The organism is Staphylococcus sp. MSU001 (genome assembly GCF_052976705.1).
The window spans coordinates 1-21002 of record NZ_JBRIKK010000010.1 but is presented as its reverse complement, the minus strand read 5'-3'; the positions used below and the strand labels follow the sequence as shown (position 1 = coordinate 21002).

17 protein-coding genes and 4 pseudogenes are annotated in these 21002 nt (G+C 30.4%); 4 read left to right on the top strand and 17 right to left on the bottom strand.

The window, feature by feature from the left end; all coding sequences use genetic code 11:
- Window positions 1-125 precede the first annotated feature (125 nt).
- The 7 genes from ACVBFA_RS06075 to ACVBFA_RS06045 all read right to left on the bottom strand — a co-directional run bounded on the left by ACVBFA_RS06075 (window position 126) and on the right by ACVBFA_RS06045 (window position 7585).
- Window positions 126-1718 carry a solute:sodium symporter family transporter gene (locus ACVBFA_RS06075; protein WP_126122211.1) on the bottom strand — a complete coding sequence of 531 codons (1593 nt, stop codon included), beginning with the start codon at window positions 1716-1718 and terminating at the stop codon, window positions 126-128.
- A gap of 521 nt (window positions 1719-2239) precedes the next feature.
- Window positions 2240-2830, bottom strand: a complete 591-nt coding sequence (locus tag ACVBFA_RS06070; protein WP_002486844.1) for a DUF4064 domain-containing protein — start codon at window positions 2828-2830, stop codon at window positions 2240-2242.
- 103 nt (window positions 2831-2933) lie between these two features.
- On the bottom strand, window positions 2934-4946 hold the full coding sequence (locus ACVBFA_RS06065) for an FtsX-like permease family protein (RefSeq protein ID WP_002486874.1): 2013 nt from the start codon (window positions 4944-4946) through the stop codon (window positions 2934-2936).
- 1 nt (window position 4947) lies between these two features.
- A complete protein-coding gene (locus ACVBFA_RS06060; RefSeq protein WP_002490898.1) occupies window positions 4948-5697 on the bottom strand; it encodes an ABC transporter ATP-binding protein in 750 nt (249 codons plus the stop codon).
- A 110-nt stretch (window positions 5698-5807) separates the two neighbouring features.
- Window positions 5808-6704, bottom strand: a complete 897-nt coding sequence (locus ACVBFA_RS06055; protein WP_002458293.1) for a sensor histidine kinase — start codon at window positions 6702-6704, stop codon at window positions 5808-5810.
- Between the two features lie 5 nt (window positions 6705-6709).
- Entirely contained in the window at window positions 6710-7375 is a 666-nt protein-coding gene (locus tag ACVBFA_RS06050) for a response regulator transcription factor (protein ID WP_126122209.1), read from the bottom strand.
- Between the two features lie 30 nt (window positions 7376-7405).
- Window positions 7406-7585: a hypothetical protein gene (locus ACVBFA_RS06045; RefSeq protein ID WP_002486853.1), complete on the bottom strand. Its 180-nt coding sequence runs from the start codon at window positions 7583-7585 to the stop codon at window positions 7406-7408.
- Between the two features lie 296 nt (window positions 7586-7881).
- On the opposite strand from ACVBFA_RS06045, the gene ACVBFA_RS06040 reads away from it, so the two are divergent.
- Entirely contained in the window at window positions 7882-9351 is a 1470-nt protein-coding gene (locus tag ACVBFA_RS06040) for an alkaline phosphatase (protein ID WP_002501359.1), read from the top strand.
- A gap of 123 nt (window positions 9352-9474) precedes the next feature.
- Here the strand turns inward: ACVBFA_RS06040 and ACVBFA_RS06035 are convergent, their stop codons facing one another.
- The 4 genes and pseudogenes from ACVBFA_RS06035 to ACVBFA_RS06020 form a co-directional block, all read right to left on the bottom strand.
- The gene (locus tag ACVBFA_RS06035) at window positions 9475-11019 is read right to left on the bottom strand and encodes an NAD(P)H-binding protein (RefSeq protein ID WP_046044160.1); all 1545 of its coding nucleotides are present in this window, start codon (window positions 11017-11019) and stop codon (window positions 9475-9477) included.
- Window positions 11020-11208: 189 nt separating this feature from the next.
- Window positions 11209-13542: a CDP-glycerol glycerophosphotransferase family protein gene (locus tag ACVBFA_RS06030; protein WP_002486876.1), complete on the bottom strand. Its 2334-nt coding sequence runs from the start codon at window positions 13540-13542 to the stop codon at window positions 11209-11211.
- Between the two features lie 197 nt (window positions 13543-13739).
- Window positions 13740-13841: an SE2200 family small protein gene (locus ACVBFA_RS06025; RefSeq protein WP_020365670.1), complete on the bottom strand. Its 102-nt coding sequence runs from the start codon at window positions 13839-13841 to the stop codon at window positions 13740-13742.
- 405 nt (window positions 13842-14246) lie between these two features.
- Window positions 14247-15566: pseudogene (locus ACVBFA_RS06020) on the bottom strand (poly-gamma-glutamate hydrolase family protein).
- Between the two features lie 581 nt (window positions 15567-16147).
- Here ACVBFA_RS06020 and ACVBFA_RS06015 point away from each other — a divergent pair.
- Window positions 16148-16467: pseudogene (locus ACVBFA_RS06015) on the top strand (IS5/IS1182 family transposase); the annotation flags it as partial.
- 234 nt (window positions 16468-16701) lie between these two features.
- Complete coding sequence (locus ACVBFA_RS06010) at window positions 16702-16797, top strand: type I toxin-antitoxin system Fst family toxin (protein WP_002495983.1); 96 nt, start codon at window positions 16702-16704, stop codon at window positions 16795-16797.
- A gap of 140 nt (window positions 16798-16937) precedes the next feature.
- Here ACVBFA_RS06010 and ACVBFA_RS06005 read toward each other — a convergent pair whose 3' ends face one another.
- The 5 genes from ACVBFA_RS06005 to ACVBFA_RS05985 form a co-directional block, all read right to left on the bottom strand.
- Complete coding sequence (locus tag ACVBFA_RS06005; RefSeq protein ID WP_002486856.1) at window positions 16938-17081, bottom strand: hypothetical protein; 144 nt, start codon at window positions 17079-17081, stop codon at window positions 16938-16940.
- 24 nt (window positions 17082-17105) lie between these two features.
- Window positions 17106-18161, bottom strand: coding sequence for a methyltransferase domain-containing protein (locus ACVBFA_RS06000; RefSeq protein ID WP_002486886.1), 1056 nt, complete (start codon window positions 18159-18161; stop codon window positions 17106-17108).
- Window positions 18162-18181: 20 nt separating this feature from the next.
- Window positions 18182-19066 (bottom strand): permease, encoded by an 885-nt coding sequence (locus ACVBFA_RS05995; RefSeq protein WP_002490466.1) that lies wholly within the window; start codon window positions 19064-19066, stop codon window positions 18182-18184.
- An 89-nt stretch (window positions 19067-19155) separates the two neighbouring features.
- Window positions 19156-19476 (bottom strand): ArsR/SmtB family transcription factor, encoded by a 321-nt coding sequence (locus ACVBFA_RS05990; RefSeq protein WP_002486904.1) that lies wholly within the window; start codon window positions 19474-19476, stop codon window positions 19156-19158.
- 38 nt (window positions 19477-19514) lie between these two features.
- Window positions 19515-19709, bottom strand: a complete 195-nt coding sequence (locus ACVBFA_RS05985; protein ID WP_002486892.1) for a hypothetical protein — start codon at window positions 19707-19709, stop codon at window positions 19515-19517.
- A 197-nt stretch (window positions 19710-19906) separates the two neighbouring features.
- On the opposite strand from ACVBFA_RS05985, the pseudogene ACVBFA_RS05980 reads away from it, so the two are divergent.
- Window positions 19907-20503: pseudogene (locus tag ACVBFA_RS05980) on the top strand (recombinase family protein).
- A 170-nt stretch (window positions 20504-20673) separates the two neighbouring features.
- Here ACVBFA_RS05980 and ACVBFA_RS05975 read toward each other — a convergent pair.
- Window positions 20674-20860: pseudogene (locus tag ACVBFA_RS05975) on the bottom strand (DNA/RNA non-specific endonuclease); the annotation flags it as partial.
- Window positions 20861-21002 lie beyond the last annotated feature (142 nt).

Below are 21002 nucleotides of genomic sequence, written 5' to 3'. Positions count from 1 at the left end.
GTTGTCCCTCCTTTCTAATTTTTAAATCAACTTTATTCATAGTTAAAAAGTGCACGTGATCACGCTGATAAACGTTCTTAACGTACACTTTTGTTTTGTTACTCATTAAGTTTTAATTGTAACATTTATTTTGCTAACACTAGTGGTGAGAAGATAATATAACTTACTACTACTAATGCAAGAACAATAATACCTGCAACGTAACGATATTTCCAAGGCGTCATATTTACTTTCGGTTGATGCGTGTTTAAATCAAACTCACTAGATGGTTTAACTTTGTTAAAGATCAAAATTATAATTAAATCTACAAAGAATAATACACTAAATGTGTATAGATAATTAATTTCTGTAAATACAAAGCTGATGATGGCATATAAAATTATATGTGTGAAGAGTGTCACTTTAGCGCCCAATTTAGATGTGCGTTTAGAAAAGAAAGCGACTAAAATCAAAGCTAGCACAGGCATACTATACACACCATTAAACTGTTGAACTACTGCATAAAGACCACTAGGGAATAATGAGATGACTGGTGCAAGTGCTACAACAATAACTCCAATGACTACAGTAGCAATGTGTCCCACTCGAGCAATATGTTTATCTGATTTATTTTTTCCAAAAATAGGTTGATAGAAATCGAGTGTTAATAGTGTAGTCGTACTATTCAATGAGCCAACAAATGAGCTCAATATTGCACCAAAAATAACCGCACCAAATAAGCCGAATGCCCATTCTGGTAATACTGAAGTTACAAGTGCAGGGTAAGCGTTATCTGATTTATCAAGACTACCATTAAAATAGTTAAATGCTACTACACCTGGTAAGACTGTAAATAATGGTCCGAACACTTTAAATAAGCTTAAATATATTGCTCCTTTTTGAGATTCTTTTAAATTTTTAGCTGCGAATGCTTTTTGAACTATCATCTGGTTTGCGCACCAGAAGAATAAATTGTTAAAGAACATACCGAAGAATAGGGTTGGCCAAGGCACAACATCCGAATCCACCTTACCAAAACCATTCAATTTCTCAGGTGTGTCTTGCACGATTTTATCGAAGCCATGTAGGAAGTTGCCATCTCCTAATTGACCTAGACCTAATATTGTAATCGTAAGTCCACCTATGATTAAAGCCATGCCATAAATTGAATCACTAAAAGCACTTAACGATAAACCACCTATAAATAAGTAAATAATACCAATTATACCAATAATAGATGAAATAATGATGACAGCTGTTGAACTACTTACACCTAAATATTCATCAACTTTAAACATTTTATTGAACACTAGGGAACCAGAGTACAATACTACAGGCAAGAAAGATACGACATATGTGAAGATAAATAAAATGGAGACAAAACGTTTAGTAAATGTATCATAACGTAATTCCAAAAACTCAGAAATTGTATTAACACCGTATTTTAAATATTTAGGAAGAAAGACCCATGCCAACAATACAACTGCTATGGCAGCCGTAACCTCCCATGCCATTACTTCCATTCCTTGTGCATAGCTTTGACCATTTTGCCCAACAATTTGTTCTGTCGACAAATTGGTCATGATAATTGTTGAGGCAACTGTAAATCCAGTAAGGCTATTTCCTCCCATAAAATAACCATCTGAACTATTCGTTTTAATTTTTCTTGACTGCAAATAGGCATAAAAAGAAATGCCACCTACGACCATAATAAATAAAATAATCGATATCCAATTCATTTAATATGTTCCTCCTTTTCACTTTTGTTGATTGGATATAATTAAAATGAATCCTAAAAAACAACGATAGCGACTTATACGTAAAACAATGAATGTATCTACATCAACTTAACAACATATTATTGTAAAGTGATAAATGTTTCATATGTGAATTGCGTTTGTCATTTCGTATACAACTCATATATTGACAGAAATATAAATTTTAAAACTTCTTTTTTGTTTTTAAAATGAATTGTACACTTTAGAACATTTTTTAATAGCGGCATTTTTCCAATATATTTTTTAAAGTATCCTTGCACTAAATTTAACTATAGAAATCACTTCATCATTTTAAAATAATAATTAAATTTTTATACTAAAAAAGCGAGACCGATTCTTTTCAGATTCGTCGTCTCGCTCCCGTACAACTGACTATGATTCGAAACAGTCAGTAACAAGCATTTTTCAATTCATTTATTTATAATAAAAGTTTCAAACATTAAAACATTTGATATAGGTATTCAACCTTTAAATCGTTTGTACTATTTGTATGGTTGATTATCATGATTATGGTTTTCTCGTTTATCTTGATCATTCAAGGCGTGATCATGATGAGATGTTGATGGTTGACCAATATGTGGTTCATTCATATTATATTGTTGTTGTTCACGTTTCTTTTCTTCTGGCACAACATGTGAATGTATGTCATTACTGTATTGAGAATTGATTTGGTCATTTTGTGTTTGTGGTTTACGTACTAAAAGCATGATACCTGCTATTAACCATAAGACACCAGCCATAAAACTTAAAAAGAGACCAATGATTCCTGTAATAACGAGTAATATTCCTGATACTTTTGCATTTTTACCAATTAAAATAGCGGCAACTATTGATACAATTAATAAAATGAGAAGTATAATAATTAAAACGACACCTAAACCTAACATAATATTATAAGTTTGGTATGCTAAATCATATTCCCCTGGATTTTCTTCTATAAATCCTTGAATCATTCCATTTTTAAAATCACTTGTTTGTGTCATTATGAAAAATATGCCTATTAAAAATACATACAACAGATGTAATCCATTGCCAATCCATGAAAGTATTAATTCACCTTTACGTTGTATCATTCTTGTTCCTCCTTTTCACCTATTCATTTAATTCCCTAATTTTTTTAAACATATGCATTAAATTAGATATATTGTAATTTATCTTTCTTAAAATATATAAATATTAATGCTTACCGTTTATCATCGTATAATAAATTCTAGAAGTAATCCAGTACATCATTGAATAAAAAATAATAAATACAACTATCACACCTACATAACTTGTAGCATATAGTCCCAAGTCATATTGACCAACGATTCCTAATACAGAGTATATGATGCGAAAAGCAGCTAACGTATGTATAATTGCAACAATTACAGGAATGAGAAATACCCATATTACTTGTTTATTAATTGTTTTTTTGATTAAATTTTCATCTAATCCAAGTTGTTTCATCGTTATATATGCATCTCTATCTTCATGTCCTTCTGAAACTTGTTTATAATACATCATAAGAAATATACCTATCAATAAAACTAGAGATACAACACTTCCAACAAAAACTAAACTTGAGTTGACTTGTTTCCACATCAATAGATTTTGTTTTTTCACTTGAAATTCAATATCATGTTGAACCCCTATTTTCTTAATACGATGATTCAACTTATCCTTTTCTTTTAATACATTAAATTCAACGGCAGTTTGGACTTGATTAGGAGTGATGACTAAATTTTCATCATTATGATTACGATAATCATTAACAATACGATCCATCAGTTGTTGTTGATTCACAATTAAAGTTATACCATCTGCATAGAGTAAGTTATCCATATTTGTAGACTCAATATATTTAACTCTGTATGTTTTCCCGAATATATTGAGCGTTTTCATTTTTTTAAATAATGACACACTTGTACTAATTGCAATTTCATCATCATTTAATTTTATTTTTTTATTGTTTTTATTGTAATCACTTTTATTATATATAGAAATAAAGGAGTTGAATTTTCGCTTATTTCCAAAATTAAATAAACCACTCGATACAGTTTGTCTTTTTAGCTTTTTATGTTTTAAGCCTCCCTGCAATTCAGCTCCCACCATACCTCGTGCATAAATTTTAAATTGACCAGTTGGAACTTCTTGGCGAATATCTTTTTTTAAATTTTCTATCTTACGTTGAATTTTGCTATTTTTATGAAAATCACCAATATAATAACCTGCGTAATCATTTTTAAATGCAAATTCAAACCTGTGATCCATATTTCTATAAGTTGAGACTGTCATACTTAACGTAACAATCAGAAATGTACACATAAATGAAATCGTAGCTAAACCAATCGCACTAGATTTTACGCGTGATTTAAGTCCTGCAATAAAGAAAAAATGATTGGGTTTATAATAATAATGATCTAATTTTTGTAACATTTCTAAAACTATTGACCCTAAGCTAACAAAAAGCAAATAGGTACCGATAAGCGTTGACAAAATCGCAAAAAATATAATCCCCAAGGAACCGATAGCCGTGTTAGGTTTTATAGCTAAATAATAGCCCATTCCTATAAAAATTAATCCTAAAATTAAAAATATTATTAACAGTACACGGGATTTTTCATGTGTCTTACTTTTATTTTTAAGCAGTAACTGTAAGGAATTTTTAAATGATATTTTAAAATTGTTAATAACAAACAATATGATCATCAAACTGAGTAGCATGGTTAATGTGATTTTCATTGACAAAACATCAAATGGATAATCTGACAACTGAGGTTGATGCGTATTAACTAGCTTGTTAAATAACATAAAAAAGAGCTCACCAAATAAGTAACCTCCAACAATGCTCAATATTGCAGATATAATAAATTGAATGAAAAGTTCAATCAAGATGATGAGTCTTAGATGTTTTTTCTCCATGCCAAGAACCATATTTAAGGCAAATTCCTTTTTCCTACGATTCATAACAAAGTGATTTGCATAAATTAAAAATATGAATAATAACATCGTCATAAACACTATTCCAATCATCGCAGATATTTTCAATTCAGGATGATGCTCATTAAAGTAAATGTTAGTTGTTAACGATAACAATATGTATTCAATACCGAATAAAATACTTATTACGCTAATAAATGGAACAATGATATGACGTTGATTAACAAAATTTTGTTTAATCATTTTCCACAAAATCTTGAAAGTCATATTAGTCACCTACTCCATTCAATATGGCCAAATTATCAGCAATACGCTTTTGATAATCTGTTTGCGATTCTTCACCACGATAAATCTCATGATATAAACGACCATCTTTGATAAAGATGACACGGTTCGCATATGACGCGTCAATATTTGAATGTGTGACCATTAATATAGTTTGATGCTTTTGATTAATTTTTCGAAATAAACACATAAGGTTTTTAGAGGTTTTTGAATCAAGTGCACCAGTGGGTTCATCAGCTAATAATAATTTAGGTCGTGCTATCAACGCACGGGCTATAGCTATCCGTTGTCTTTGTCCCCCAGATATTTCAGACGGATATTTTTCAAGCAAGTCTTCAATTCCTAATTGTTCACTTATTTCCGTTAAGCGTTTTTGCATTATTTTCGGACGTTCATTTGCAAGTACAAGAGGCATCAAAATATTATCTTTGTTCGACATCGTATTCAACACATTAAAATCTTGAAACACAAATCCCATCATTTCTCTGCGAAAGCGTGCAATGTCTTTATTCTTCAATTGATTAAGCGGCAACCCGTCTAACTTTATTAATCCTTCAGTTGTACGATCAAAAGTAGCAATTAAATTGAGTAATGTAGATTTACCTGAACCTGACTCGCCCATGATTGCTACAAATTCATTTTCATCAATTTCAAGGTTCATTTGATTTAAAGCCGTTGTCGTGTTCATACCTCTGCCATAGACTTTTTTTACATTTTTAACCTCTAATAACACTATGCAAACTCCTTTCTCCCTTTCTACTACATCATAAAATAAAAAGAATGCCAATAACATTCATAATATCTTACAAATATCATTGGCAAACTTACAATTTTGAAAGTTTATTATTTTTCTTTAGTAAAATGTATAAAAAATACTGTCCCCTGATTCAACTCTGATTGTACAGTTACTTGTATATTTAAATGATTTGCAATGTGTTGCACTATAAATAAACCTATACCTGTTGATTGTTCATTCAATCTACCGTTAAATCCTGAGTATCCTTTATCAAAAATTTTAGGAATATCTGCTTTACTAATCCCAATACCATTATCTTTAATCTGTAGAGTTTGATTGGCAACATCAAAATCTATCCATATATCTTTACCTTTAGCATATTTTAAAGCATTATTTAAAAGTTGCTCTATCATTATAGAAGCCCATTGTGTATCGGTTAAAATGATGTCCTCACTTTTTTCATAATGGATTTGCGTCTTTTGTTCAATAAACTGAATTCTATATTTTAAAATCAACGGCCGAATCAAATCATCAACTGTCACTTTGGTAATTGTCATATCTGACTCTTCATTTAATAATTTTAAATAACTTAATGCGAGGCTTGTATAATTATCAATGTGCACAATTTCTTGTCTAACACGATTAACTACATTCTCCTCGTTTCTCTCCAAAAGTAATTGTGAGGCAGTGATAGGTGTTTTAATTTGATGTACCCATGTTAAAAAATAACTTTCAACATCATTACGATATTCAATTTGCTGATTCTTAACATGTGCTAACTCATATTCTAAATATGCCACTTTATCTTTAAGATGTTCGTTCTTTTTAAAACTTAAATACTTTATCCACCAACGTACACACATCAATAGTAATATGATACTGATTGCTAGTACGTATGCATCAAATGGTAAAGAAAATACATAAAATATAAGTGCAAAAAATAATAGAATTATTAAAATAATTGAAATCTCATTACGAATCGATTGAATATATGCAAACTTCATATGTCTCAAACCCTGTATCCTACATTTTTCTTTGTCTCAATTAAATTATCGACACCGATAGAAAGTAATTTTTTTCGTAATCGCGTCATATTTACTGCGAGTGTATTGTCATCAATAAAATTCTCAGATTCCCAACATTTCTCAATTAAAGCTGTACGACTTACATATTTGTTTTCATTTTGAAATAATAACTTTAATATCTGTAGCTCTGTTAAGGAAAGTTGAACATGTTCATTATCCTTGCTAAGCTTTGCCTCATCAACAATTAGTTTACAACCTTTAACAGCTATTTCATCACGAGCTATTGATAAATCATAAGTGCGACGCAATAGTGCCTGAATTTTAGCTACTGTTAAAGACAAGTTAAATGGTTTCTCGATAAAATCATCGCCACCCATTTGGATAGCCAGAATTTGATCCATATTGTCTGTTCTTGAACTAATAAACATAATAGGCACATGAGATACTTTTCGTATTTCTTGGCACCAATGGAAGCCATTAAGTGTTGGTAGATTGATATCTAATAATACGAGTTGTGGTTCTACTCGGCGAAAATCTTCCATTATCCTTTCAAAATTATCAACCACATGCACCTCATAATTCCATTTAGATAGCTCATTAGCTAAACTTTCAGCAATCACGAAATCGTCTTCTACAATGAAAATCTTCATATATGTTCACCTTTCACTATCTTTTCACTCTTATTTATCATCATCTAAATTTTTATTTTGCTGTTGTTCTTTGTCGATATAATCAGCTTGTTGCTGTTCTACATGATTCGAATTTTGTTCTTTTGAATTTTTCTTTCTACGTTTTTCTTCTAATACGCTTAGTACAATAAACAAAATAATTAATATTGGAGATAACATTACAAATATCATTGTCTCACCTTCTCTTAGGGGCTCTAACCCCTAATAATTATGATACCTATTATAGATTATTTTACATGTTTATTACTAAGAAATACATTGACATGATGGTATTATTTTAACAATATTATCACTTTGAGAGATATAAAAGGGCATCAAATATAGAGCCATACATTTTATTTAAGTGATAAAATTTTATAATATGTAAAAATAATATTACTTTACATTATATTTACTAAAAACTAACTCTCAGTCAAAGTTTGTCTTTTATACTTAAATTATCATACATATTGGGAGGCAATTTATTTATGAAATTTATGAATAAAATGGGCAAGACGACGCTTGCTTCATCAATCGTAGCAGCATCCGTTTTAAGTACAGTGAACGTATCATATGCTTCAGGTAGCTCAGAACAAAGTGCTCAAACTAAGCAAACACAAAACGAAGCCATTGCTTTCGGCAACACAAAAAATCCAAAAAATGTCATCTTCATGGTTGGCGATGGTATGGGACCTTCTTTTAACACTGCATATCGTTATTATAAAAATAAACCTGGTGCTAAGAAAATGACTCCAACTGCTTTTGATAAATATCTAAAAGGAACAAATCGTACTTATTCTAATGATCCTAAAGAAAATGTTACAGACTCTGCTGCTGGAGGAACAGCTTTTAGTACCGGTCACAAAACATATAACGGTGCGATTAGTGTTGATACAAATAAAAAACCAATTAAATCTGTGCTAGAACAAGCTAAAGAACAAGGAAAATCAACTGGCTTAGTAACTACTGCTGAACTTACTGATGCAACACCTGCTGTATATGCTGCTCATATAGATTCACGCGACAAAAAAGATGAAATTGCACAGCAATTTTATAATGATAAAATAAATGGCAAACATAAAGTCGATGTGATGTTAGGTGGCGGAGCAAAATACTTCGGTAAAGAAAATAAAAATTTAGCGAAAAAATTCAAAAAAGACGGTTATGATATCGTTTCTAATAAAGATGAATTAAATCAATCACAAAGCAAGCAAGTCTTAGGTACTTTCTCAGAAAAAGATATGCCATTACAAATAGATGCACCTCAATCTAATCCGTTGCTAGTAGACATGCAAAACAGTGCACTAAATAAATTAAGTAAAAATAATAAGGGATTCTTTTTAATGGTTGAGGGTGCCTCAATTGATAAAGCTGCCCACCCTAATGATATCACTGGTGTGATGTCTGAAATGTCTGGTTTCGAAACAGCTTTTGATAATGCTATTAATTATGCAAAGACACATAAAGATACACTTGTTGTAGCAACTGCAGACCACTCAACTGGTGGTCTATCAACCGCAAAAGGTAAAGATTATAAATGGAATCCAGAGGCTATTCACAAGATGAAACATTCTGGAATGTATATGACAAAACAAATTGCTGATGGAAAAGATCCTGAAAAAGTAATTAAAGATGGATACGGCATTGATTTTCCAAACAAACAACTCGATAAAGTCAAAAAAGCAGCAGACGACCTTCACAAACTACAAAAAGAAGGTAAAGATGATAAAGACGAAAAAGTTGTAGAACAAACAACAAAATTACAAAATGCAATTCAAAAACCAATTAACGATGCTTCACACACAGGTTGGACAACCAATGGCCATACAGGTGTAGATGTTAACACATATGCATATGGGCCAGGTTCTAATAAATTCAAAGGGAATATGGAAAATACCCAAAGCGCTAAAAACATATTTGACTTTTTCGGAAACAATGTAACATCAAATCAAAATTAGTTATAAAGTTTAAATTTAATATAATTAAGAAAGGGACAGTCGTCGTTATGACCACTGTCCCTTTATCAAGTAAATAATATATTTTATACACATAAGATGTAATAACTATTAAATATAAATCGCTTATAATTCTGCATTCGACATTGTGCTCTTTTTGATTTGATACTTTTTAAAAAGTTGGAACCCTACTGCGCTTCCAATAACGAACGTTGATGCTACTGTTACTCCAATAGTTACACGATTAGACATATTCTTTTCATCTTTCACATTTTTTTGCTGTGCTAAACGTGCCATCTTATTTTTAAAAATATTCATAACAGTCTTGTGTGCTTTAGCTTGAGTTAGTTTATATACTACCCAAGGTAATGTAGGTTCATATTCTTGTAAAGCAATAATACCCTCATTGGTGTTTCTTATTCTTCGGAATTCAAAGCGTGCATTTCCACCATCATTTGAATGTGCTAAATCGCCACCCACAATATTATATACCACCATATCTTCTGTAGAGTCAGCTTCATCACGTTCCATTTTTAAAATGAATTTATTAATGAAGGGCAAATTCATATTAAATTCTCGTTCATTTATCGTACCTTTAACGAGATGTAGTGTGATATTATTAATGAATTTTGCATATTCTTTAGTCACATCTTTAATCGAATAACCTTCCGGAATTTTAAACCGTGTAATGGCTCGTACATCTTTAATTTCTTGATGCATACGTCCAAATGATTGAGAATTTTTCGAATCCGACTTTTTCTGAGAAGTCTTTTGTTCTTCTCTTAGTGCTCTTTTCACACTATCTTCAAAGGTGATATTTCCTACGGACAAGTTAGACACAACGCGTTTTCGATGTGGTACCATATCGTGAATCAAACTATTCATTAATGGATATACCATTTCTTTCGGTACATTTGAAATCAGTTGTACCCAATAACGACTTACGATAATGGGTATAATAGGTAAATCAAGCATAGGTAGTCGCTTATCAAGTACGTTAGCTGTGCGCTGTATCAGCGTTTTATAATTCATCACTTCAGGACCTGTGATATCAATTGCTTCGTTATCTTTGGGTGTTCGATTCACCAATGCTGCTAAACCATCTATCACATCGTCAATGGCAACAGGTGCAATTTTATTGTAAGCCCAACTAGGCAAAACCATTGCTGGTAATCTCTCAACTAGTCTTTTAAGAATTGGATAAGAAATTCCTTTTGCACCAATAATTAAACCTGCACGTAATGTGCTAACTGGTATACCGTAATCACCAAGAATTTTTTCACATTCAAGTCGATTTCTTAAATGCGCAGACAGCTCATCATTTTCTGGTATTAAACCACTCATGTAGACAATATGCTTAACACCCTGCTTTTGAGCCGCACGCGCAAAATTATCCGCTAACAATGCATCCATATCTTCAAAGCTAGCCTGCGTTAATTTTGCTGATGGCATCATAGAGTGTACTAAATAAATCGCTGTATCTACATCTTTCATTACTTTTGTAATTTCGTCCAAATCAAATAAGTCTGCTGACTTCCACGTAACATTTTCTTCATCCGTTTTATTATGAGTATTTCTGGATATAGCTATCACTTCATGATCTTTTTTTAATTTATTCTTGAGATGGCTACCAATATAACCTGATGCACCAGTCAGTAAAATTTTAGACATATACTCCCCCTAGAATGTGTTTTAATGTTCTATAAAAATAGTTAGATTGTATACTTATTAAATTTGTATTGGTTATCATTGCTATATGTTAAATGTTTACTCAAAAATATGAAACTGAGACAAGATTCACATGATTCTTGTCTCAAAGTACCCATACTTATATTATTTCCCAGTAAATAACAACTTTCTTTAAGAAATCTGTTGTTTACAGTTTGATGAACTTGGATATTCTGGTTCCCCAAGAATTTTGGTCATTAACTTTTCACTGCTTTTCGAACTATCTTGTCTCATCAAACGATGAACCACTTTTGAATAATTTATATAATCAGTGCTACAAATTTGTTTAGCTAACATGCGTTCATTTAAAGAGGCTTTAAGAAAATCACCCACTTCAAACAAATCAAAATAAAAACCAACACTTTGTTTATATTGTTGCTCGTCTTCTTGAAGAATAAACACCGGCTTGTTCAAATGTATATAGTCAAAAATGGTCGACGAGTAATCTGTAATCATACATTCACTCAGAATATACAGTTCTTGAATATCAACAAGTTCATTGAAATAACAATGAATTCGATTATCTATTTGATTATATCTAGTTCTTAAATGACTTTCATTAGGATGAAGTTTCACAATAATCTCGTAATTCTCTGGTAAATATTTAAGTAAATCTTTTAAATTAATCTGAGTGACTTCTTTTCTTTGATTTCCCCTCCAAGTGGGACAATATAATATATATTTTTTATCATCATCTATCTTATACATATATTTAAGCTGTAACTGCTGGCGCTCTTGTAAATTATTATTATTTATTAAATATTCATTCTTAGGTGCACCGTATTCTAGAACTTTAAGATTTGGATTTTTATTTAGCATAAAGGCTGATTCTAACAATGTCGTATTAATATCTGATGATGTCAAAATGTAATCCCATTTTTTCATACGTGGTATGAATGCCTCTAGTTGTTGTTGTCTTTCATGTTGTTCATTTAAATCATTAACCATTTTCTTTAATGGAAAACCGTGCCACGTTTGAATAAATATCTGATCTGAAGACTTGTACACTTTATCCCATGAGTTACCATTGATAAAAACATACTTACACTTTCTAAACGTTTTAATATATTTCTCGCTTCCAAATCTAACGGGTGTAAAACCGTAACGTTTGATTTCCATATCAACAAGTGAATTGGTTGAACTCACATATATTTTTTTATGAGCATACTGTCTTTTAATAGCGAGAGCAATATATTTAGGATCTCCACTGAAATTCTTACCATGGAAAGACTCTATAAATATTGAGTCGTCGTCTACAAGTATTTGATTTAAATTTTTGATATAGCTCATATGCTTTCTTTTTTCATAGTACGTTTTACATTTATTAAATAAATATTTATTTTTTCTAATTAAATTCATCCAACGACTCTCTTTTAAACGACTTGCTATATCTATTTGTTTTTCACTACAGAGATGTTGATGAATTTTCTTCACTTTTACATGTTGAGATGAAGAAAAAGTTTCAACATGATTTAAAAATTCCTGTCCATAGTTAATACATTTAAACGTACTTTCCAACTGTCGATAATCTTTTTGTCGATCACAGTGACTATATTTATAGTCTAGAAAGTCTTTAATTATTTTACTATCTTTAATCATATCTTTGGTTAAAAAACGTATCGCTTCATATGGTGCATAGATATCCTTTAACACGTTATCATCACCATAGTAAACTAGCGCTTTATTCCCCTGTGCAATCGTTTCTAATATAGAATAGCCGAGCGTTTCATATGGTGAACTAGATATATAAATATAACTCTGTGGTTCTTTTTCATTAATATGAATATAATCATTAAGATGATAATAATTTATCAAATTTTTGTAAAGCATTTCTGAAGGACCATATCCTATTAAATAAAGTTGAGCATCGTCAACAATTTGGTTTTTAATGATGTAATTAAACAATTTAATAATATATGAAATATCTTTAACTTCGTCCTCAAAACGTGCTTTAATTAAAAAATTTCTTTTAGTATTTATTGGCTCTGATTTTAAATCGATATGTTGTGCATTTACGTATTGATTAAAAACCCGATGATAGTCATATTTAGCTATAAACTCATTTTTGATTCTAGCTGTACTCACTCGAACACAATCAATACAGTCTAATGCTAAATCTATATTCTCATTAATATATTCCAATGGACCATGTATTTCACCAACAATCTTAATCTTGCTATTTAATTTTTTAACTAGATATGCATGATTAAAAAAGGTTTCTCTAGTAATTATAAGTAGGTCTCCATGAGCAAGTTCTTTTCCACTATTAAATTGATGAATATGAAGATGCTTTGTGCTCAAACCTTCGTAAATAATTAGTTTTGTGATATCACTTTTATTATAGTTCTTATAATTAAAGTAGTGTACCTCATGTCCAATTTCTAATAAGCTTTTCACTAAGTTAATATTACTTCTTGATGTTCCACCCTTAGCGAAGATATTATATCCAAATATGTTAATCTTCATTTAATATCTCACTTCCCAAATACATTAAATTATTTCATCTTTAATATGTAGAACTCGCGAAAGATATTATACTTAATATTTGGAATTTTATCTACTTTATATATAATTAAAATAATTTTGAATTTTAAAATTAAAAAAGACACGACATGGTCGCAATCGACCTAGTCGTGTCTTCATATAATTATCATTAGTGAATCTTAATATTCAATGTTTGGAGCTTGGTTTACATGATTTTGGTATTTTTTGAAACCATAGAACGCTACACCAGCTAATGCTAAAATAACTGCTAATTTTTTCATCTTAATAACACTCCTTTCAAAGATGCGGTTCTTGAACAAACAAAATGTTCAATAGTTAATTACTATTATACACGTTTTATAGTTATTTTTAAAAACTTGAATTTCAAATTAACGTAATTTTTCCCTTATTTTCTAAAATTCATTATTAATTTTGAAACTACATAGATTTATTTTACAACTTAAATTACGATTTATGCTTATACCATTTCACTACAAATTATATATATCGTAAATACATACCGCATAATCATTTGAATGTAATCAACATAGAAAATACTATTTTAAGTCAAATTGTACTCTTACCATAAATTAAGAACTATAAAATATAACATAATCTTAAAACATCTCGTTCTTATCAAGATTTTTTAAGTAAGATATTGTTGTTTATCATTTATTAAAAATATTTTATGAATAAGTTTGATTGATAGCTTCATATAAAGCATTAACGAATTCTTGCATTGTGGGTGTCCAATTTTCTTTGTTGGTACGATTTTTTGTACTAGTATCTCCATTTTTAAAGAATGCTTTTCTTAAAGCAGTCGTTAATTCTAACTGAACGCCAGTGTTATTGTCTTCTCTATTAATGAAGTTTTTATTATTTTGACCGCCTAGATACTCTGGTGGAACTTTAACAGTAAATCCACGTCCAACAAGTTGCTTCTCTATAGCATTTCTCAAATCTGAACGAGGCCCGCCAAGATAGATAATCTCCTCAGTACCTGATGCGCCATGAATTGAAACAGTTGCAGTACGGTTTTTTATCATTTGATTTAATGTCGGATCATCATAATGTGTAGACGTAACATGTAATTCAGAGTTATTTTTAGGTCGAATGCCTTCAAATGAATAATAATCATAATTACCTTTATCCGCTAATGCTTTAGTTAATTCTGTTGTACCTTATTCAATACTTCCACCATGTGGAGCCACAATGAGTACTTGATTCCCTGTGTTTTTTGTATCTTTTCTCCAATCTACACCTTCAGTTGTTTCTTTTTCTAACTGTGTCATCGATTGATATTTATCTGTTTTACGTTCAGCAGGTGCCACTCCCACTAATTCTTTACTACTACTGATTTTAGAAGTAGGTGACGTTGAAAGTTGCTTTGCTTTAGTAGTTGTACTAACTTGAGTCGTTAAAGTAGGTTGTGCCTTTGGCGTAGAGGATTGAACTGTTTTAGATTTTGTTGATACTGACGGTGATTTTGTTTTACTTAGTTGTGTAGTGTTTTTCTTAACAGAAGTTGTATGACTTTTAGTTGATTGTTGTGTTTTTGTTGATATTTTAGCTTTAGAAGTTGGCGACACAGTAGTTGCTTTATGAGAAGTTGTGCGTTTCACAGAAGTAGGCATTGTTTTTGAACGTGTTGAAGTTGTTGAACTCTTACGAATGGTAGGCTGAGTCTTGGTTGTTGTGCGCGTTTTATTTAATGTTGTAGATTTTTTGGCTGTTGTAGTTTTTTTAGTTGATGACGTTTTGGGTGATATAGCTCTTTTTGTTGATGTAGCTCTAGATTTAACAGCCGTATCTTTAACTGAACGTTTAAAATTGGACGTCGTCTTTTGAGTTGGAGATGTCTTAGTTACATGTGTTTGTTGCGTTTTCGTACTTGCATCAGCATACTGATTAAATGAACCTATTGTCCCTACTCCAATAAATACGGTAACGAAACTTAGCGTCACTTTCTTCATTGAAAAGAACCGTGAAATACTTTTGACTTTCATATCAATTCTCCTTATGAATTATTAATATAAAAATTATACTAACTTATTTGTGCAAAAAAGCAATATTTTTTAAGTTGCGGAATATTTTTTATCATATCAATATTTTTAAAATATTGATATTACTAAATATTTTCACTAAAGAAATTTTTTAAAACAATAACTAAGAGTTTATGATAAAAATCCTTAGAAAAGCAATAAGATATTTTCAATTGAACGTTATCTTACTACCATTCTCTATTTATGAAATATTTCGTATTGAATGACTCACTTTCCTAGTGTGCCATCTCAATCTCTTTCAACAATTAGCACTACTTGCTTAGAAGTCTTAGAATAAATACTACGTATTAACATGCAATTTCACTTTTAAATACTTAAAAAATAAGACACCTTCATATAATTTAATAAATACCACCAAATTAAATTAACAGAGTGCTTACGTATAAAAATTATAACAAGCCTCAACTTAAAAATTACGCTATCAATGGGAAGTTATGTTAGAACTGCTCAAAATAATATTTCGCGGTATGTTAATGAAATTTTTGGAACGAAACCCAATTGTGATCTTAACTAATATATATCTTAATAATAAAAGAATAGATTTTAATGATATGTATATCGAAATGGTAGAAATGGCTTTAAATGTGATTTTAATATAAAAAAATGTGATGATTGTTCAGCATGTTCTTTGAGAGCTCTATACATAAAACCGAGTTCATAACAAATAAGAAAATCATGAAAAATGATAATTAGGAATACTTTAAAATTCAAACTAATTAAAACCTTTCTTAACTAGAAATGAAAAACTATAGTCATAGAATATTGGGTAGAACCTATTTTGGAAATTATGAAGGCTATTTGGGGTTTCACTCGAGTGTCAGCTCGAGCTATAAGTAAAGTCAAAGGGAAATAGAGTTTTTATTAACGCGTACTTAATATTAAGAAAAATAGCGACTCAGAGATTTGAATACTTATAAAGTATCTCTTTTGTCTCTGAATATCAAAGAAATAAACCTCACTATCATTACACAAAATGACTTATCGGAAGTAGATATGCTTGTATATTTACAGATGGTATAATACTAGAGTCGCCTATCTCTCAGGCGTCATATTTAGACGCAGAGAGGAGGTGCAGAAAATGACAGATATTCTTGTTCACATCATGACCACGGCAGCAAGTGGTTGCATTGTCACATTCTTTGCGTATTGGCTTCGCAAACGTGATGATAAGTAAAATAGGCGACTAAGCCACACCAAAAAGCCCCTCACTATTCTCAGTAGTGAGGGGTTTGGTGCATCAAATGCAGATATTCTTGTTGTCTATATTATAACACTGGTTAGTAGAGGAATGCAAAATTAGTATTTAATAGTGAATTAACAGCAACCTTTATTATTATTCTGCTCTTTATTTGTATTTTCTTTTTTGTTCTCTTCTTTTTCCTCAATTTCTACAGAGCAACAAGCTTGTTCTTTAGGTTTTAATTTAGAAATAGCTTTTTTAAATGCATTTTTTTCCATTATAACACCTCCTTTAATTGTTATTTAGCAACCACATGATGTATCGCAACATTTTTCTAAATCAATTGCTTCTTCATTTTCATTGATAAATTCAAATACACCTTTATAAGGATTTTGTTGTAATATATTAAAGGTCTTTTCACATACAAAGGTTCTTTCTCCACGCTCAAAAATATGATCATCATCATCTTCAATGTGTTTAAATGGTCCTTTGTATATAACAGATTGCCCTTTATCAATACAAGGTCCTTCTTTCCCTTTATGAGCTATAATTGTCATACTCCTAAAATCAATATTTTCAATCGTAGTCCATGTTTTTTCACGTTTATCAATTTTCACACCATAAAAACCTACATTTTCGAAATGCTCAATAAATGATTTTTCCTGAATTGCTCCTGAATAGCAACCACTCCACAAATTTTCATCTTGTCTCAGTTTTTCTGGTACTTTTACATTAGAAACGATATCTGAGATAACTGCTTTACCACCTTCTTTTAAAACGCGGTAGATTTCTTTGAATAATGCTTCTTTTTCCTCTGTTGAAACTAAATTTAAAACACAATTAGATATAACAACATCTATACTATTATCTTTTATCATTGTCATTTCATTTTCTAAGTAATTAATATATTGATTAATAGATTGATAAGTATCTAAATTATTAGCAGGATGTTCTTGTATATATTTATCGAGTTCTTCTAAATTTAATTTTAAGTTTTGAATTTTTCCTTTATGAAAAATAACATTATCATAACCAATTCTTTCAATCATTTGATTCTGATATTTTTTAGCAAGGTCTAACATATCATCATTCATGTCTATGCCAATGACTTTACCTGTTTCACCAACAATCTGAGAAACTATATAAGGAACTTTGCCGCCACCGGAGCCTAAATCTAATACTGTATCACCTTCTTTGATTTTACCTAAAGGATCTCCGCAACCATAATCTTTCTCTATGATTTCCTCAGGTATAATCTTTAAATACTTTGTATCATATTCTACTGGGCAACATAAGTTTTCTTCGTATTTTTTAGCGGCATTTCCATATCTATTAATTACTGAAGTTTCTTGATTCAATTAATTTATCCTCCTTAAGCTTAAACAACCGAATTGATTATTATTCCAGTAGCAACAGCTACAACTAAAATTGCGATAACAAATGAGACTACAAATTTTTTCTTAAATAATTTAGATAGTAATACAACTTCAGGAATACTTGCACCGGCACCACCAATGATCAACGCAACCACTGTTCCTAAAGACATCCCTTTTGATACTAATGCCTCAGCTATAGGTAACATTGTTTCAGGTCTAATATACATTGGAACGCCTATAACAGATGCAATGAATACGGATATAACGCCATCTCCACTTGCGTATTTTGTAATAAATGTTTCGGGTACAAATCCATATATGAACGCTCCAATAAATACACCAATAAATAGGTAAGGAAGCATTGGATATAAAAATGCCCACGCATCATTTAATGCTTGCTTAAAACGAGATCCTTCTTTATTGGCAAAAAATCCATCTCCTTTAACATTTACGCCTTTATAACTTTCAGCCAAATTCATTTTTGAAAACACAAGACCTGTAAAGATACTAAATATTGATAGTACAACAAAATAAACTATTGCAACTTTCCAGCCCAATAAAACCCATAGCATAAACACCATTAATGGATTCATTAATGGTGAAGCAATTAAGAAACTCATCGCTGGACCAAAAGGTACTTTAGAATTTAATAGTCCTGCAAGTATTGGAATAGTTGAACAAGAACAAAAGGGAGTAATCGCACCAAATATCATCCCAAAAAAATAATTGATTCCTTGGTTAGGCTTACTTAACATGCTTTTGATTTTATCTTCCGAAACTACTTGTTGGATTAGACTTACAATAAAGCTTACGATTATAAACAGTATTAATAATTCAAAAAATAGCATTAGAAATGTTTTTATAAATTCCATAATTGAATCTATCATTAGTATAACGCCTCCGAATTTATTTAATCAATTTTTTTTGATATATTAATCAAAAAAATTTGATTAATTCTATGTTAAAAAGAAGATACTTAAAGTATCTTACAGCAAGTATCTTCATTTAAAACCACCTGTATTTGTTGCTCATTAATTTTATAATAATTCCATGTGCCATGCTTTTCAGCAATAAGTATATTGGCATCTACTAATTTTTTTAAATGATAGGAAAGTTTAGATTGTTTTAACGCTAATAATTCTTCTAGATCACAAACACATAAAGTTTTTGAATCGCTTTGACGTATTGAATGTAGAATTTTAAGTCTAATTTTATCAGCGAGCGCATTAAACATCTGTTCATAAAATTCTAATTGTTCTTCCTCAGTTCTATTAGGACTGGACTTAATAACTTCCATTGAATAATCACCTCTCTTATATATAGTTATTTCTATTTTTATTTGAGTTCTTGTATTGCTTGATTAAAATGAGTTTCAGTTACTTTACCATACAAGTCAGTTTTTCCTTTAAAGAATTCATTTTTCATATATGATACAGCTTCTTTTAAAGAAACTTCTCTTAATATCATAATGAGATTTAAATAACCAACAAAATAATTAACAGATAATGTACCTGCATGATTTATTCTCATAAAATTGAACTCCTTCATAAAAACACTAAAAACAATAAATCAACTTTTTTTGATGTATTAACTATAAATTATTAAGCAAATTTTTGCAAGTTACTAATTTATGGTGTTTATAATATACCCTAATCCTACTGATATAGTAGTTGAATTTATAATGACTCAAACGTATGATTTGGGTGTATATTAATTATGGTATGAAAATAAATGTTGGCTATGCGAGGGTATTATCCATGGACCAAAATTTAAAAAGACAACTGGATAATTTGAAAACGTTTGGTGCGAAAAACATTTACAGAAAAACAGTCTGGGGAATCTATTAAAAATAGATTGTTATTTCAATAATTTCTTAGTTTTGTGAGAGTGGCAGATGAGGTAGCAGTGTAGTCATTTGATCGTTTAGGCCTTAATTACGATGAAGTGATCAAGACAGTTAATTATTTAAAAGACAAATAAGTTTAATTAATGATTACTAGCATACCTACGATGAATGATGAGATTGGCAATTCATTATTAGATAAATTTATGAAAAATCTATTTATTCATATATGAGCAATGGTTTCAGAACAAGAACGAAATGAAGTAAACGTAGACAAGCACAATGTATTAAAGTCGCGAAAGACAAAGGGTTATATAAAGGCCGTTCATTACTTTATTCGCCGAATTGTAAAGATTCTCAAAAACGTATTATTTATTATCGTGTTGTAGAAATGTTAGAAGAAGGCCAAGCAATTAGTAAAATTGCGAAAGAGGTTAATTTAACAAGGCTAACAGTTTATAGAATTACGATATTGTTTTGATTTTATAAACTTTTCTTCAATGCCTCCCAAAATAAATGATAATAACCTATTATGATATTTTAATAATAAAGCAAGAAAGAGAGAAAATACAATCTCCCTTTTTTATATTCCTCTTCCCATTAATATACGATTAATACACTTCTTTATAGCAAACGACTGTTAAAGTATATAGAACCTCCGAATGTTTGAGTAATTGAATGATAGATGTCATCATCTGGCAATCGGTCTTCTCTTCCTACTGTCCGTTGCACATATGAATTACGTCCGCCATCTTGAAGTGATAGGTCATACGCATATACTTCTGTGAACCGTTCGATATACATGTCCATGCGGTGTTGTATATTCGATGTTGGCTTTCTCTCTAAAATATTTTATATGTATTTAGTAGTAAAATTAAAATTTATTACTCGTTGTAATCAAAACCACCCGTATGAACGGGTGGTTTGTTCTACGGCTAAAAGCCTTTCTTACTGGCCAGCCCTAAAAGGGCACTGATAAA